This window comes from Haladaptatus sp. SPP-AMP-3, assembly GCF_049568665.1.
Classification (GTDB): domain Archaea; phylum Halobacteriota; class Halobacteria; order Halobacteriales; family Haladaptataceae; genus Haladaptatus; species Haladaptatus paucihalophilus.
Genome location: NZ_CP145902.1, coordinates 107002 through 124728 on the forward strand (window position 1 = coordinate 107002; position 17727 = coordinate 124728).

12 protein-coding genes are annotated in these 17727 nt (G+C 57.6%); 9 read left to right on the forward strand and 3 right to left on the reverse strand.

All coding sequences use genetic code 11. From position 1 onward, the window contains the following. Window positions 1-491: 491 nt before the first annotated feature. The gene (locus V5735_RS23405) at window positions 492-1241 is read right to left on the reverse strand and encodes a hypothetical protein (RefSeq protein WP_423747495.1); all 750 of its coding nucleotides are present in this window, start codon (window positions 1239-1241) and stop codon (window positions 492-494) included. Window positions 1242-2090: 849 nt separating this feature from the next. On the opposite strand from V5735_RS23405, the gene V5735_RS23410 reads away from it, so the two are divergent. Beyond that, window positions 2091-3035 carry a pectinesterase family protein gene (locus tag V5735_RS23410; protein ID WP_423747496.1) on the forward strand — a complete coding sequence of 315 codons (945 nt, stop codon included), beginning with the start codon at window positions 2091-2093 and terminating at the stop codon, window positions 3033-3035. Between the two features lie 277 nt (window positions 3036-3312). On the opposite strand, the gene V5735_RS23415 is transcribed toward V5735_RS23410, so the two are convergent. Beyond that, complete coding sequence (locus V5735_RS23415; protein ID WP_423747497.1) at window positions 3313-4581, reverse strand: hypothetical protein; 1269 nt, start codon at window positions 4579-4581, stop codon at window positions 3313-3315. A 192-nt stretch (window positions 4582-4773) separates the two neighbouring features. Next, complete coding sequence (locus V5735_RS23420; RefSeq protein WP_423747498.1) at window positions 4774-5133, reverse strand: hypothetical protein; 360 nt, start codon at window positions 5131-5133, stop codon at window positions 4774-4776. A gap of 700 nt (window positions 5134-5833) precedes the next feature. Here V5735_RS23420 and V5735_RS23425 point away from each other — a divergent pair. From V5735_RS23425 to V5735_RS23460, 8 genes are all read left to right on the forward strand, one after another. After that, complete coding sequence (locus V5735_RS23425; protein ID WP_423747499.1) at window positions 5834-7939, forward strand: pectate lyase; 2106 nt, start codon at window positions 5834-5836, stop codon at window positions 7937-7939. A gap of 109 nt (window positions 7940-8048) precedes the next feature. Next, entirely contained in the window at window positions 8049-9605 is a 1557-nt protein-coding gene (locus V5735_RS23430) for a glycoside hydrolase family 28 protein (protein WP_423747500.1), read from the forward strand. Between the two features lie 185 nt (window positions 9606-9790). Next, window positions 9791-10840, forward strand: a complete 1050-nt coding sequence (locus V5735_RS23435; RefSeq protein WP_423747501.1) for a Gfo/Idh/MocA family protein — start codon at window positions 9791-9793, stop codon at window positions 10838-10840. A gap of 96 nt (window positions 10841-10936) precedes the next feature. Beyond that, window positions 10937-12787 (forward strand): ABC transporter substrate-binding protein, encoded by a 1851-nt coding sequence (locus V5735_RS23440; RefSeq protein ID WP_423747502.1) that lies wholly within the window; start codon window positions 10937-10939, stop codon window positions 12785-12787. 123 nt (window positions 12788-12910) lie between these two features. Continuing rightward, window positions 12911-13108, forward strand: a complete 198-nt coding sequence (locus V5735_RS23445; RefSeq protein WP_423747503.1) for a hypothetical protein — start codon at window positions 12911-12913, stop codon at window positions 13106-13108. A 129-nt stretch (window positions 13109-13237) separates the two neighbouring features. Continuing rightward, the gene (locus tag V5735_RS23450) at window positions 13238-14242 is read left to right on the forward strand and encodes an ABC transporter permease (RefSeq protein ID WP_423747504.1); all 1005 of its coding nucleotides are present in this window, start codon (window positions 13238-13240) and stop codon (window positions 14240-14242) included. Between the two features lie 72 nt (window positions 14243-14314). Continuing rightward, entirely contained in the window at window positions 14315-15406 is a 1092-nt protein-coding gene (locus V5735_RS23455; RefSeq protein ID WP_423747505.1) for an ABC transporter permease, read from the forward strand. A 3-nt stretch (window positions 15407-15409) separates the two neighbouring features. Beyond that, the gene (locus V5735_RS23460) at window positions 15410-17590 is read left to right on the forward strand and encodes an ABC transporter ATP-binding protein (protein ID WP_423747506.1); all 2181 of its coding nucleotides are present in this window, start codon (window positions 15410-15412) and stop codon (window positions 17588-17590) included. The last annotated feature ends 137 nt before the right edge of the window (window positions 17591-17727 follow it).

A 17727-nucleotide genomic window follows, 5' to 3' on the forward strand; every position in this document is an offset into this window, starting at 1 on the left:
GACGGCTACGCTGAGAATCGACAAAAATGTTCCCACGATGGAAACCGCAGGCGAGCGATCGCCGGGTGACAATACCCTGCCGCTTCTACCACCGGTGAGTCCCCGAGCGAAGTGGTCCGAGCACTCGCGGAGGGATGAATTTCGAACCGGCCTACGGTCACTGTTCGGTTTTCCCGTCACCGAGACTAGCGATGTCTCCGGCCCGAAACCATATTGTGTTGACACGCCGGTAGAGGATAACCACGAACGACAGGTTTGACGAGTCCATACGGAAGTCGATTTTCAACTACCGTTCTACAAGCACGTGAATCGCCTCGGAGTCAATCCCCGGGGCATTCTCCCATACCGCTTGTAAATCGTCCGCGGGCGATTAAACGATCGGTCATCGAAAATCAACGAACCTCCCAAACACCGACTGGACTTCGACGGCGCGTCGCCCCCGTCGGCGACGCGATTCGGCTATCACCGATGTTGGAGATTTCGGACAGGTGTTATTCGGCGTAACCCAACGCGGACAAGCGTTCTTCGATCGCGTCATCGCCTGACACAGCCGCTTCGTCGGGGATGTCTGCCGACCCCGACTCGCCAGACCTGACAATACTCTTTCTATTCGAGTACGGAGGCACGAACCACGGAACGGTGTTGAGTACCGGCATCCGTATTTTACTTGGATGGAAGTAGACCGGAATCGGGAACGGAGTCGCCCACTCGCCGATCGCGTTTCCGTGATCGGCCGTGATCACTGTTTTTCCCGGAAGTTCTTCCGCGAGCGGAATCGCTTCCTCGAGCACGCGAATCAAATTATCCCGATACGCCTCCCAAAAGATTCCGTCTTCGATTTCACCATCCTGCAATGCTTCCCAAGCGAATCCGAAGTCCATCTCCGATGACTCATCGAGCATCATGTCTCGGAGTCCGCCTGTCAATCGGCTATCGATATCGAGTTTCGTCTCGCCAATAAAAGGGGTGTGGGGTTGCATGAAATGGACTATCTGACGTTTGTTTGGGAACTCCTCGTGGACCGAGAGCGCACGTTCCGAGAGTACTTCCGGGGGAACGATTCCGTCATCATCGCTCCATCCGTCGATCCAAACACGGTCCGTGAAGTAAAACGAATCGTCGAGAACTCGTTTCTCGTGTGGATTGGCGGTTACATAGACGGTGTCGTTGTACGATCGACCGCCGAAGTTCTCCAGTAAAAATTCCGATGAGGAACTCCCCCGAGATTGGAACGTGGTCAACTCACCGTCGAGCGATAATTTGGCGTAAATCTGGGTAAACAGGTCGTATCGACACGCGTCCAAGATGAGGAGGTTGTCCCAGTCGGCATCCATAACGTATTTGCCGTCGTTCCCATGGATTCGACTCTGAACCGGACCGATGACAGACGATAGGAACTGCTGTCTCCGCATAAATGGATTCGACATCATCTGTTGTGCCATACGAAACCGTTCTCGTAGGTCCATGATTGATTATTCGACCATCCTTCTGTTTAAGACTATTGTACAGAACTTTATTAATGAAATAATGTTGCGCGATCCAGCTCCCGCTGTATCGTCGGGGTCGCTGTCAGGGGTAATGACGGACGGAATCGACCCAATAGTGGAAACGGACGTGAACTCGTCAAACCGTTCCGCCCCACGAGCGGTAGGGTGATACCAGCCGTAAACTTATTAGCAGTGGTGTCCAAATATACTTGCTTAGACTCTTCTTTATACGATACTACTTTGTTAGACGGATCTCATCTATTCGCTGTGCTATGAAACTCTCACGGGTTCGTTTGGTGTGATAACCGTACTAGTCCAGAAGGAACGAGCCGATACCACTCCACCGATACCCTGTCTCTCTTCCACTAGTCGCGTGCTACGATAGTCTCGGAATCCGATGACGGAAGAATGTAAAACATCCAACAATCATATTTATTTCGGAGTGTATCACGTTAATACTTGTCAATGAGGGATGTTATTACCCGCCGTCAGCTAGTAGCAATGGCAGGGACAGGAATCACGGGATCGTTCGTGGGTTCTTCCAACACCGACGGAATCCTGAACTCGACCGACGTTCCCGAGTCCGAAACAAACAGTGAAACGATGACCACAACACCTGATAGAAAACGGAACGAGGCCGATATCGTCGTCGCGAAGGATGGAAGCGGAGAGTATGAGAAAGTTCAAGACGCCATCGACGCGATTCCGACGGGAGATCGGTCGGAGACGCGCGTCTACATCAAAAACGGACGATACAAGGAGAAGTTGAGGTTGCCCCCCGACAAGACGAACGTTACCTTCGTCGGTGAGAGCGCTCAAGACACCGTACTCACGTACGACGACAATGCGGATACGGAAGACGAGTCCGGTGAACCGATCGGAACATCCGGCTCGTCGAGTTTCTTCGTCAACGGAGACGACTTTACGGCGAGGAGTATCACGTTTGCGAACGGCTCGGAACCGGTCGCGCAGGCGGTTGCTATCCGAATCAACGGGGACCGAGCGGTCTTCGAGAACTGCCTCTTCCTCGGAAATCAAGATACACTCTACACCCACGGCCACGACAGTCGGCAATATTATAAGGAGTGTTACATCGAGGGCGACGTTGACTTCATCTTCGGGTGGGCAACGTGCTTGTTCGAAAATTGTCACATACGCTGCAAATCCGACGGCGGCTACGTGACCGCTGCTTCGACCGAGGCCGAGAAGGATTTCGGCTACGTATTCAAGGAATGCGATATCACGAGTGACGCACCCGAAAATTCCTACTACTTGGGTCGACCGTGGCGTCCGTACGCGCAAGTGGTCTTCATGCACACCTTCCTCGGAGATCACATCAAACCCGTCGGCTGGAAGCACTGGAACGACGAACAGAACCCGGAAAGCGCGTTCTATGCAGAATACGACAATTCGGGTCCCGGTTTCACGCCGGAACAGCGGGTCGATTGGTCACATCAGTTGACCCGAGCGCAGGCACGGCAATACACGGCGGAAAACATCTTCGACGGTTGGAACCCAAGGAGGCGCCTCTGTAACAGGCATCACTGACCGCCACAACTCGCACGAACCCGCTGAACCGCGACTGATACCAGCCACCGACTTTCTTATTGTGACGCTGTGTCCCCTCTCGATCCTGTTGTCGTATTCGAGTCGGGAGCCAGAGGGCTAGTGACGAGTAAGTGGCTGTGTTCGACTAAAAAATCGATTCGAACGGGTGTGGGTTCGGAACTCCATGCGGAGACATGATTATGCTCGTTCCGTCCACTCGTTGGTAATCATTTCCCATTTCACGTCGGGATCACTTCGTGACCCGTGGCGGACGCATTCACGGTGGGCTCGCGTCCGGGTCTTCGACGGCGAGTGCCCACTGCTCGAGCCAGTCTCGCAGGCCACTGCTCGGGACGTCTAGGGTGTGGGTGTTCTCCGGGAGGGTCGGATAGCCCCCGACATCGTCCAGATCCGCGATCCAATAGTCGTACGGGGAATCGAGGCTGTCGTTTCCGGTCCGATTTCGGATTTCGCTCACGATACGCTGGTCGTTGCCCATTCGGTCGGCCGGACGCGCACCGGCGTTTGAAAGGTTGTGAGACTCGACCTCGCTCGACGACATCGCTGACAGCCCGCTCGGCCACAGCGGTTTTTCGTCTACCGTGCTCGGTTCGACGAAGGAGACGTCCGAGTCGAGTTGTGGGTCCGCCGTCGTATTGTCCTCGGAATACACGGTTCCACTCCCCTCCACGATGGATTCACCGGGTGCCATGAGACCGGTGTATCTGTTCCCGACCCACGTCGTCTCGGCGGAACTATCCGTGTTCGAGGCTTCGTCGAAGAAGTACGTGAAGTTGTTGACGACGACCGATCGCGTCTCGCTCTTGAGTCTCGGAATCCGGTTTCGGGCTTTGGACCAGACGTTGCCGAGTAACGCCACGTGGTCCGCCCCGTTGCCGACGAGCGTACAGTAATTGTGGTCCGATCCGTCCCCGTACGGGTCGTACAATCCTTCGTAGATCAGATTGTTCGTGTAGGTCGTGTTGTCTGTGTCGTATCCGACGGACATACACTCATCGACTCCCCACGAGGCGCTCACGTGATCGACGACGTTGTTTATCGTCCCGTCTTGTGTGTTCAGCGAGTCGTTACCCTGGATGTCGCCACCGGGACCGGGTCCGACGCGTGAACGAATGTGCTGAACGATACAGTTGTCGGCATCGATCTGTACCGCGCCTTTGATGAACGTAATGCCGGGTGACGGGGCAGTCTGCCCCGCGACCCAACAGTGGTCGTTCGTGATTTTCAGCGTCTCTCCGCCGAGGTCGATGGTGCCGCTTGTCTCGAAGACGACTACGCGCGGCCCGCTCGCGGTGAACGCGCTCTCAACGGCGTTTCGGGTCGCCTCTGTGACGCTGATGACCTGCGCGTCGTCATCGAACCAGTCGGTCGAGGCGAACCCGTCATCGAGGTCGAACGCCGACCCGTCGCTAGCCCTCGTAGTCACGTCGGTTGTCGTTGCTGTGACAGCATTCGTCGCTATCGCTGTCGTGCCGATACTACCGGCTCCGAGCGCACGGAGGAACGTGCGCCTGTCTGGCGTCATTGCTGTAACACCGGATTTGAATTCAAAATATATCTTAATAAAATTTTTCTAGAAATTATTTGGTTTATATATTACAAAAATATAGTTGGAGCGGCCCTAAGAGGCCCGGCATCCCTCATCCTCTGCGTCTTTTAGCGGATGATGCGCCATCGATTTCGGGCGACTCGCATCGAATTTGCCGTCCCAAGATCGTTACTCCGCTTCGAGGTTCCCTTTCGTGTCCCAGATTCGCATCATCATGTCGGAGAAAACGGACGTTCGAAGCGGATAGCCGTCGTCGTCCGTCTCGTCGAGTGGGACGGAACCGACGTTTGCGACGAACTCCTTGTCGTAACTCAACTCGGACAGCGTTTCCGGGACGTCGAACGTGAACGTACCATCTTCGTCGGCACCGGACCAATCCGCCGCTCGCTGGCGTTCGCCGTACTCGATACTGTACGTCTCTCCACCGACGAGCTCGCAGATGTCGTCCATGGAACCGACTTCCATCCAACCGTCACCGGTTTCGATGTGGAGCGTGCGATTTCGAACGTCCGTCTGGTATCGCTTCATGGTACCACCTTCCGAGGCTATTGTCTTAATCGCTACGGGAGTCGAAGGGTCTTCGTTCGAATCGATCATCAGTTAGAATGCGACGTCGACCGACCGCGGCCACGACTCCGACCGTCTTCACCGCCTCGCCGCGATTGCTGAACGAAAATTCGTTCGCGAGAAGGGAACGATTTCCCGATGAGATACGTCTGCGGGCCGAGTAAATCCTCGGGATTTCACCGACGACTGGAGAACTCGAACGACACGATTACCGACATCGGCTCACGCTTGGCGGTTCTCACACGAAAGAATGACCCTCTCATCGGGGAGAATCGAATCGAAGTATCGTAACCGCCGGTCTACCATTACACAACTATCTCTGTAATGGAAACGGGATTGCACAGCTCGTTTGCCTTTAGAGAACGGTAAACATCCGTGTGACAACGAGAATAATTCTTCATCCTCTCGTTTAAATCTCCCATTGACTGAGAAACATAATTTTGGGTGGGTGTGATACGAAAAGACACGTTCGTTTTCGACCGTACCTCCGTTCTCCTCTGGGGAACAGAAATTCGGGAATCGGTCCCCTCATGACGGTTCTATTCGGGTGAAAAAGTTCACCGTAATCCGATGGTCTCGGAGAAAAGTTGGTACATAAATGGTATTAAATTGAAAAAATATTTATAAACTATTGCGATTAGAAATATTCGGCGTTCGAATAATGATGCCAAATAGAAGAACGTTTCTCCGCGTTATCGGAGCCGGTAGTATCGGTGCGACGACAACAATGCTAACGAGTGGGGTGGCAGCGGCGGCGACCACCATCACCATTGAAGGAGGGGGTGCGGACATCTGGGACACGGCGGACGCGTTCCACTATTACTACGATTCGACGAACGGTGATTTCGACGCGACGGTTCATAATACAGAACTGGAATGGACCGACGCCAACGCGAAAACGGGTCTCATGGTCCGTCCGACGCTCGATCCGGACGAGAAGAACGTGATGCTCCGCCGGACACCAAACGGCGACGCGTCGCTGCAGTGGCGTCCGGAATCCGGTGTCGAAACGCTCAGCACGACCTCGGGAGGGGAGGACAAAAGCGAAGTCGACGGCGGAAGCATTTCGGCCGAGTGGTTACGATTGACACGGACGGGTGATACGATTTCGGCTTACGGATCACCCGACGGCAGTGATTGGACGCGTATCGCCCAACTCACCGCGGACGATATCGATCTTCCCGCGCAGGCGTACGTCGGGATTCCGGTGACGAGCCACAGCCTAGGAACGCTCTGTACCGCGCGGCTTCGAGACCTGTCGGGAATTTCGCCGGACGCTCATCGGGACGTGGGTTCCGTGGAAGTCTCGGGGAGCGTCTCGGTCGAGGAGGGCGTTCCCTACGTCTCGACCGAACCGGTAACTGACGTGCGAGCGACGTCGGCGACCCTGCATGGTGAGCTAACTGACTTGGGTGGAGCGGAGTCGGCTAGCTGTTACTTCGAGTATCGTGAGGTACCGACCGAACGGTGGAAACGGACCGACTCCCGACAGCGTTCTTCGTCCGGATCGTTCAGTATCGAGTTGTCGGAGCTCACGAGTCGCCGTTATTACCAAGTTCGAGCGGTCGTCAACACGAGCGACGGCGATTCGTTCACATCCCCGCCGTACACGTTCGGAACGCCGAGTTTTTCCCGCGGCGATGACGGCCAATGGGATGGTCCGCAAAGCAAATCCCACTTCGAACCGGACGACGGGTTCGCTGACCCTGCTCCGTGGTTGGACGACGACACACCCATCATCAAGATAACCAAGCCGACGCGTCGACAGTTGGAGACCGCACTCAACGTGGACGGACCGCGCGTGGTCGTCTTCGAGACGAGCGGCACCATCGACCTACACGCCGAACGACTGACCGTCTCGACCGACCAACTGTATCTCGCGGGACAAACTGCCCCGTCCCCCGGGGTCACGCTCATTCGTGGCGACCTCTGGGTCGTCGCGAACGATTGTGTGATTCAACATCTCCGCGTCCGTCCGGGGGACGCGGGACAGGACGTCGGTTGGGAACCTGACGGCATCAACACCGGCGACGGTACCGAGAACAACGTGATAGACCACTGTACGACGACGTGGTCGGTGGACGAGAACCTCTCGGTGGGCTACGACACGAACGATACGACCATGTCCAACTGCCTGGTCGCGGAGGCGCTCCGCGACGCAACCCACCACAAGGGCGAACACAACTACGGTTCTTTGATCGGCAACGGGGCCAAGAACGTCGCGATGATGGGCAATCTCTGGGCGGACAACATCGACCGCAACCCTCGTTTGAAGGAGGGAACGAGAAGCGTGGTCGTGAACAACCTTGTCTTCCACTTCAAGGACGGCGCGTGGCTAGATCCGGATACGCAAGCGAGTATCGAGGGGAACGTTTACCGACATCCCATCAACGACAAGCCGAAAATCTTCGGCGACGGGGAGGCGTACGTACGCGACAACGACTTGAAATCCGATGCACCGGGCGAACTCGTCGGGGATGGTATCACGGTGCTCGACGAACGACCCCTCTGGCCCGACGGACTCGACCCGTTGTCGTCCGACGACACCGTTCGGCACAACTTCCGGAACGTCGGTGCGCGACCGGGCGACCGAACCGAACACGACGAACGCATCCTCCGAAAGGTCGCTCGCGGCGAAGGGCGGTACATCGACAGCCAGGAGGACGTCGGCGGCTATCCCGAGTTGCCCGAGAACTCGCATCACGTATGGGTTCCGCAGTGTAACACCCGTGCGTGGCTTCGAATGTGGGCGTGGTTGGTCGAGTGATGAGATGACGAACGATAGTCGAACGCGAAACTAACTGACCACGGTCGACGGAAGAGGACGGTCCGAATCGACGCAACGTTTATTCCCCTCGTCCGAATCCGTCCGAGTGATGCAAGACTTGCAATCCTCCCGTTACGTTGTTCGGGAATTCGATGCCGTCGGCGACGGAACCGAACTCGACACCGAACCGATCCAGACAGCGCTCGACGCGTGCGCCGAGACGGGCGGAACGGTACACGTCCCGCCGGGCGAGTATCGAACGGGACCGCTTCGAGTCGGCGACGACACCACGCTCCACCTCGACGCCGGGGCGACGCTTCTGTTCGTCCGCGATTACGAGGCGTTTCCGACCGTCGAGAGCAGATGGGAAGGGTGGAACCAGTTCGGGTTCCACCCCTGCCTGCTCGTCCGGGACGCGAGGAACGTAGAAATCACGGGAAGAGGAACCATCGACGGGCAGGGTGACTATTGGTGGTCGTTCTACGACACCCCGGAATCGGAGTATCCGGAGGGTCTACGGACGCGACTCGACGAATTCGACGAGCGGAACGACAAGAAAGACGACGTCAGCAGTTTCACTTTACGTCCGCCGCTGTTCCAAGTCTCCGAATCCGAGAACGTCTCCGTCTCCGGAGTTACCCTTCGGAATTCGCCGTTCTGGAACACCCACATCGTCTACTCGGAAAACGTCTCCGTCCACGACGTGAACATCGAGAACCCCGCCGATGCTCCGAACGGCGACGGTATCGATATCGACTCCTCGCGGCACGTGAGAATAAGCGACACCTACGTCAATGCCGGGGACGACGCCATCTGCATCAAGTCCGGCAAGGACGAGGAGGGGCGGACGGTCGGCGAACCGGCGTCACGGATCACGATCACCAACTGCACCGTCGAGGCTGGCCACGGCGGCGTCGTCATCGGAAGCGAGATGTCGGGTGACGTGCGCGACGTCACGGTCTCGAACTGCACGTTCACGGGAACCGACCGTGGCATCCGGATCAAGACCCAGCGCGGTCGCGGCGGCGTCGTGGAAGACCTGCGCTTCGACACCATCGTCATGCGCCGCGTCGTCTGCCCGTTCGTCATCAACGGCTACTACTTTACCGACATCGACAGCGACCCGATTGCGGTGGACGAATCGACGCCGATGGTCAGAAACGTCCATTTCCACAACGTGACCGCGCGTGACGTCTCCTTTGCCGGGTTCTTCGCAGGGATTCCCGAGCGACCCTTCGAAGGGATTTCGTTCTCGAACGTCCGCATCGACGCTACCCGTCCCCTCGACGCCACCGACATCTCCCCCGCGATGGCCGAGAATTACGAGGCCTCTCACACGTTCTTCTGCAAGTCGCTCGCGGACGTCTCCTTCTCCGACGTGGAAATCCGTACGGTCGGGGTCCCGGCGATGGAGTTCGAGGAAACCGACCTCGTCTCGATAGACGGACTCCGATTCCGGGGGGACGTACCGTCTCCGGCGGTTGCCGTTACGGACGTCGGCCGGACCCGAATCAGCGATTGTGCCGCCCACCCGTCCGAACGGCCGTTCTTGGAAGTGAGCGGACCTGGAACACGAACCGTCTCGCTTCGCGGAAATCACGGCCCGCTATCCGATCGCGTCGATATCGACGAAACGGCGACGAACGTGACGATCGATTCGTCGTAACCTCACGGTATCGGTCGGTGCCGCAACGGTGGCCGCCGCGAGTCGTTCCTCGTAGGGGAACACGCTCCGGAACCCACGGCGTGTCGAGGTGTGCGGAACCGGTAGAAACTCGTCGTCCGGACGTGGTTTTGGACGTCGGTGGACAACACTCTTATACTCGTTTCGCAAACGTCCACCAGTAGACGATGGTTGAATCAATGAATTCTGGAGATGTACTCCGTGTGGGGCTCGTCGGCCTCGGTAGTCTCGGCATTCGTCTCGGTCGTGAGTTTCACTCGCATCCGGACGCAGAACTCGTCGCCCTCGCGGACGTGAACGAGGAGAACCTCGCCGCTTCGGGCCGCGAGCTCGACGTTCCGGCGGAGGCACAGTACGCACGCTACCGGTCGATGGTAACCGAGGAACCCCTCGACGCGGTCGGAATCGCGACGCCGAACGGCCTTCACTTCGATCAGGCGACGACCGCCCTCGACCACGACCTGCACGTCCTCTGTGAAAAGCCGCTCGCGACGACGATCGACGACGCACGCGAGCTGTTGGAACGAGTCGAGGAGAGCGACCGAGTGACGATGCTCGGCTACCAACGTCACCTCAATCCGGCCTTCATCGCCGGACGGGAACGGTGGGCGAACGGCGACCTCGAACCCACGTTCATCACGGGTGAGATAACCCATGACTGGCGGGACTACTACGAGGAGATGACCGACTGGCGAATGGATCCCGAACTGAGCGGCGGTGGCCACCTGCTGAACGTCGGGACCCACATCATCGATGCCATCCTCTGGACGACGGGTTTGACCCCCACGCACGTGACGGCGACCGTCGAGTTCCACGACGACGAACAGCTATTCGACAAGCAGTCGTCCATCATCGTCGAGTTCGAGGGCGGAGCGGTGGCAAACATCGCGGACACGGGGATCGTCCCCCGAACACGCGAACATATCCACATCTGGGACGACGAGGGCGCGGTGTACTTCGAAGGGCGTGAATGGGACGAACGGACGTCGTACACTATCGACGCGGAGGGTGTCGAGCACGACCCGTACCCCAGCGACGGAACGGGCAAAGCCGACGCATTCATCGAATCGATCGCCGACGACACCGAACCCCCTTCGACCGCCCGTGATGCGTTCTGGGCGACAATCGTCACGTTGGCGGCCTACGAGTCCGGCCGTCGAAACGAACGACTGGAGCTCACTGACCTGTATCCGTTTCTCGCCGATATGCCACGCTAGCGAGGACGGAATTTCCCTCTCGCTCGACAGAGGAGAAGTATAAAGGACATTTTCGTGAGGAATAAATATATATAGGTTGCTTCATATGGTATTGCCATGCCAGATTCTAACAACTGGCGAAGAGGCATCAGTACGAGGCGAAACTTCATTAAATCGGGTGCGGTCGGCGGAGCGGCGTTGCTCGCCGGTTGTTCCGGTGGTGGAGACGAACCGACGCCGGGAACCGATGATGGAAGCGGTGGCAACACGAACGGAAAGAGATTCCGGGTGTTCGATCCCCTGACCAGCGGCGCCACGCCGTCCGAACGTCACTTCAATCCATGGAATCCGACGCAAACAGGCTGCTGGCACCCGGGAGCATGTATCTTCGACCGGCTCGCGGTGTATAGTCCGACTCAGAACGAAGCGTACCCGTTGATGGCCGAATCGTGGAAAATGCCGGATGACAAGACCCTCGAAGCCACTTTCAGCGACAAGTGGACGTGGCACAACGGCGATAAGTTCGTCGCCCAGGATTGGGTCATGCAACAGGAGATCGAACTGGCGCTTCAGAAAGCTTCGGACGAAGGTGGTAAACCGCTCATCAAGTCGGTCGAAGCGGTTGACGACCATCACGTGCGGATTAATCTGAACGACGCGCTATCCGAGATCTTCGCCGTCCAAAATACGATCGGAATCTACAACGGTAACTTGGCGCGTGGCGTCTTCACCAAACACGACGACCCGAAATGGAGCGAATGGCACAAGAAGCTCACCACCGGCTCTGGAAGTGAGAAGAAAGCAGCCATCGAAGATATCACGACGGCGAAATATCCGATGATTACCGACGACCCGATCGGTCACGGACCGTTCAAGATCAAAGACGTCGGTGACGATATCATCGTCATGGAGAAGTACGAGGATCATCCCAACGCCGACAGCATCAACTTCGACGAGTTCGCGCTCAAACTGTTCTCGACCAACCAACCCATCCAGCCGTACTCGGCGGGAAAGATAGATGCGACACACAAGGGGTTCCCGGTTCAGAACGACCTCAAAAGCAAGCTTCCGAAGGGTAACACCCTGTTTCGGGAAGGTCGGTCCAGCAACAAACTGTTCTCGTTCAACTGCGGACACGGCGTCGACTACGAGTCGCCGGTCAACAACGTCAACGTCCGCAAAGCGATTTGCCACGTCTACAGTCGCAAACAGACCGAATCGCTGCTCCAAGGCGTGAACCGGACGTTCGATTGGGCACCGTGCCGCGTCCCGGGAAAGGTGTTGAGCAGGGGCAAAGACGAGACCGCCGAGTGGGTCAAGGACTTCACGAAGTACGGCGAGAACAATACGAAGCGTGCTGCTGAACTCCTTCGCCGTGAGGGGTACGAAAAGAGCAACGATAAATGGATGACTCCGGATGGAAAGCGGTTCAAACTCTCCATCATGAACGGTGCCGACCGACAGGACATTCAGGTGCTCAAGCAGAACCTGAAAGACTTCGGCATCGACACGAAACAGGAGCAGGTCGACGACGCGACGTTCGACGACCGCCGCAACAAAGGGAAGTACGATATCATGCCCGACGGGTCGTCCTCGAACGGGATCACCGCGATGTGGGCGACCGATCTGGTCATCGATTGGCTCCAATCGATCCTCCATTTCGCACCCGAGAGCGAGATTCCGATGCCGATCGGCGACCCCAAAGGTTCGAGCGGGACGAAGACCATCAACATCGAACAACACATTCGGAAGTGGCAGTCGACGGGCGACTCGAAATACCATCACGAACTGATGTGGTGGTGGAACCAAACGCTCCCCGAAGCGGAGATGCTGTACCAACCCGACGCCGGTGCGTACAACGGTGCACACTGGGGGCTCGACGTCAAACCCGGCATCAAAAACGGTGTCGACGACGCGCTCTATATCGCACCCAAGATGGCCGACGGTACGCTGAAGTACAAAGGATAGCGGTGAAAGTTGGGTACCAACCAACCCGTTCCCATATCATCCCGGGTCCCAACCCGACGGACGTTTTCACATTCGTAGTGGTGAGAGCTGAATATTTAATACGACGGATTCATACATACTGCTATGGGACTGCTTCAAACGGCATCGAGAACTGTACTCGGCATCGACATCCTCTTTCTCCTGTTGTTGGGTTTCTCGTTTCTCTACCTCGAACCGGGGACCGGATCGTACGTAACTGCGACGGTGACGCTTATCCCCATCGTTTTCACGTTCGTCATGAGCGTGGTGGTACTCTACACCGGGTGGGAGCCCTTCGAGTGAGCGAGATGTGGTTGTTCGTCAGTGGATTGTGCACGGAGCAACGATCATATATTAATATATACATAAATATAGTAACAACATGGGATAAATTGATTATGAAGCTCTCGAAACGGCTTGCATACGTGTAACATGGTAAAGATAGACTGGCGTGTACGAAGAGTAGCACAAGCGCTGTTCACGGCGTGGGCGGTCACTACCCTATCGTTCGTTCTCGTACGGCTGTTGCCGGGGAACCCGATGGGAGCGATGGTGCGAAAGTTGCAGCGGCAAGGCGTCAACCCGGCTCGGGCTCGGGAAATCGTCAACCTTCGAATGAGCGTCAATCCGAGCGAACCGATACCGATCGCGTACGTCCACTACATGGCGAACATGATACAGGGCAATCTCGGCGTGTCAACATATTATGCCGACCCCGTTGCCCAGATCATCGCGAACACGCTACCGTGGACGCTGTTCGTCTTGAGTTGGTCGCTGTTCATCAGCTTCTTCATCGGCGTCATGGTGGGTGCGCTGATGGCGTACTGGGAAGGCGGAAAGCTGGACGTCGGACTGACCTCGTGGGCGATTCTCATGGGTTCGGTTCCGTTCTACGTGTTGGCGTTTCTGCTCTTGATGGCGTTCTCGTATCGGCTGGGGTGGTTCCCGACCGGCGGCAAGCAACCGACGGGTGTCCCGCCCGGGTTCAACTGGCCGTACATCAAGGGGATAATACGCCACGCCGCGTTGCCGGTCATGTCCATGCTCGTTGCCTCGGGCGTCGCTTCGTTGGGGATGCGCGGGAACTCCATTCGCGTTCTCGGGTCCGACTACCTCCGTGTGGCCCGCCTCCGCGGACTCTCCGATATAACCATCTCGACGCAATACGTCGCGCGCAACGCGGTCCTCCCGATGTACACGACGTTGATGATCAGCATCGGGGAGATGTTCGGCGGCTCCGTCGTTCTGGAGAAGGTGTTCCAATACCGGGGCATCGGCTACTACACGCTGTCGGCGTTCTATCAGCGCGACTATCCGCTGATGATGGGTGGGTTCGTTCTCATCACGGTGGCGGTCGTACTCGCATTGCTGTTCGCCGATCTGACGTATTCGTTGATCGATCCACGCGCAGGAGGGCAGAACAGTGAATCGTACTGAAGATGACATACAAACGAACGATGAGAATCTACAAACGAAATTACCGACTGTACCGACAGAGGAGGGTCAACGATGACTGACCCGCTGAGAGAGGCAGTGTCGTCTAGTGACGACCAACGAAACGAGAGCGCCGTTCGCACGGACGGTGGGAACGTTAATTCGCCGTTCGATGTGGTCTCACAGTACGAGGAGACCCGACGCGAACGCTACCGGAAGTTGTACGATGCCTACATTCACGCACCGTTCGCAATCATCAAGCGTGACCGCAGGGCACAGATCGGATTTACCATCCTGGCCATTTACATCTTGATGGGAACCGTCGGGACGGTCCTCATCGAGCCGACAAAGGTGGCGGAAGGTCCGGCGTTCGTTAAACCCTTCCAGAACTGGCAGTATCCGTTAGGAACGGACAAAATGGGGCGCGACCTGTTCTCGCAAGTGGTTCACGCAACCCAGACGATGCTCAAGATGATCACTTCCGGAGCCTTGTTCACCGTCGTGGTCGGAACCGTCGTCGGCGGCATCGCGGGGTACAAGGGTGGCATGGCGGATACCGTTCTAAGTTCGATCACCGACATCTGTATCAATATCCCCGCGTTCCCGCTCGTGATGGCGCTGGCTCTGTTGCTTCCCATCCCCGGCAATCCGTACGCGATCGGAATTCTGCTGTGTATCGCGTCTTGGGGCGGTCTCGCGCGTGCCATCAGGTCGCAGGTACTCACACTCCGAGGGGAATCGTTCGTCGAGGCGGCGCGGGCGATGGGGATTTCGACGCCAACTATCGTCTTCAAGGAGATCATTCCCCACCTGATGCCGTACGTCGTGATCAACCTGACCAACGCGGCGCGACGGGTCATCTTCGAGGCGGCAGCGCTGTACTATCTCGGCATCCTCCCGTTCGAGGACCTGAACTGGGGGAGTACCCTGAAACAGGCGTACGCCGCGAACGCCCACATCAGACCCGAGCTGCTGCACTGGTTCCTCGTCCCGATGGCGGCGATCGTGTTCATCTCCATCGGGTTGATTCTCCTGGGACAGTCGCTCGACAGGGTGTTCAACCCACGCGTCCGGGCACGCCACGAGAAGACGACCGCGGAAGTGAAAAGCAGCGATGACGACGAATCGAACGTTCCTGACTACGTACGCGGTGGAGGGCAACTATAAACGATGACTGTATCACAAACGAGCTATGAATTCGACACGGCGGAAGAATCGATCCTGGAGGTACGAAACGCGTCCGTCACGTTCGACATGGAACGTGGCGATTCGAACGTCCTGGACTCGGTGGATCTCGACGTACAGCGAAACGAAGTGCTCGGCGTCGTCGGGGAGAGCGGAAGCGGGAAGTCGATGCTCGCCTCGGCGCTCCTCGATGCCGTCGTCGATCCCGGAGTACTCACGGGCGATATCACGTACCACCCGAAACGCGGCCAACCGATAGACGTCCTCGATCTCGAGGGTCGTGATCTGAAGGAGTTCCGTTGGGAACAGGTGTCCATGGTGTTTCAGGGGGCGATGAGTTCGTTCAACCCCGTTCGTTCCATTCGAACCCACTTCGTCGAGACGTTGAACGCTCACGATTACGACATCGACGAGGGAATGCAACGCGCACACCAACTCCTCGAAGACCTCTATCTCGACCCAGACCGCGTGTTGGATTCGTATCCGCACGAACTGTCCGGCGGGATGAAACAGCGGGCGCTCATCGCGCTGTCGCTCATCCTCGAACCGGAAGTGTTGGTGATGGACGAACCGACCGCGGCGCTCGACCTGCTCATGCAGCGGTCGATCATTTCGCTGCTCCAGAGCCTCAAGGACCAGTACGACCTCACTATCGTCTTCATCACACACGACCTTCCGTTGATCGCGGACTTAGTCGATCGTATTGCGGTGATGTACGCGTTCGAAATCGCCGAACTGGGACCGATGAAGGAGGTACTCGAGGACCCGGCCCACCCGTACACGCGACTCCTGTTGAAATCGACACCAAACCTCGAATCGTCTATCGACGAGATGCGACCGGTCGAAGGAAGCGCTCCCGACCCCGTGAACGTTCCCTCCGGGTGTTCCTTCCACCCTCGCTGCCCGCTCGCGGACGAGTTCTGTGAGAGAGACGACCCGGAAGCGTATCAGGTCGACGATGACCACCACGTCCACTGCCACCACTGGGAAGAATCCGCCGAAACCATCCCGATGACCGAGGATTCGTCGTCGCTCGACGGTTTCGGCGAAAGCTCCGTCAGCACGAGCGCCGGAACGGTCAGTTCCGACGGCGAACCGATGGTGTCGATGCGAGACGTCGAGGTTCACTTCGAGAAGGAAAAGGGATTCTTCGATATCTTCTCCGATGCGGACCTCGTCAAGGCGGTCGACGGCATCTCGCTCGACATCTACGAGAACGACGCCATCGTTCTCGTCGGCGAGTCCGGGTGCGGAAAGACGACGCTCGGGAAGGCGGCCGTCGGACTGCAACGACCGACCGGCGGGAGCATCGAATACCGCGGACACAATGTCTGGGACGTACGGGACTCGGGCGGGAGCGCCACCATCGCCTGGGAGGACATTCGACGCTCGCTTCAGATCGTCCACCAAGACCCCGGTAGCTCGCTGAACCCACACCGGCGAGTCAAAGCGGCCCTCGAAATGCCTCTCAAGCGGTGGAACGATGATTTAGACGGAAACGACCGGAAACAGCGCATCTTGGGACTGTTAGAACACGTCGGAATGTCCCCCGCCGAGGACTACTTCGAACGCTATCCCCACCAACTGTCCGGCGGCGAACAGCAACGCGTCGCCATCATCCGGTCGATGCTGATGAACCCCGACCTCATTCTCGCCGACGAACCGGTGAGCGCGCTCGACGTCTCGCTGCGCGTCGAGATGATGGACCTGATGATACAGCTTCAAGACATGTTCGATACGTCGTATCTGTTCGTCTCACACGACCTCTCGAACGCGCGATACATCGCGGAAAAAACGGGCGGTCGCATCGGGGTCGTCTACCTCGGCGAACTCGTCGAGATCGGTCCGCCGGAGCAGATCATCCACAACCCGCAACACCCCTACACACAGGCCCTCCGATGGGCGACGCCCGAACTCACCCACAACGAGGAGGAGACGGCCATCGAGGAGTCACCGATCAGGGAGATCGACATCCCGGACCCCACGAATCCACCAAGCGGTTGTCACTACCACACGCGATGCCCCGAGGCGCGCGAAGTGTGCCGGAAGACGGCTCCGGACTCGTACGACTCGGCGGACGGCGAACGCCACCAAACGGCGTGTTTCCGCGTACAAGACGATCACGAGTACTGGCACAGCGACTCCATCGTCGAAGGAGAGGACTGACGACTGATCGATGGTGGAGTAACGACGACCGTTCGGCTTTCGTTCTCGATATACCAGTTGGATCACTCGGTGGCTTCCTCGACATCCGTGTTGCGCCGCGCCGGTTCCCTTCCGACCGCTCCGACTTCACCATCGAC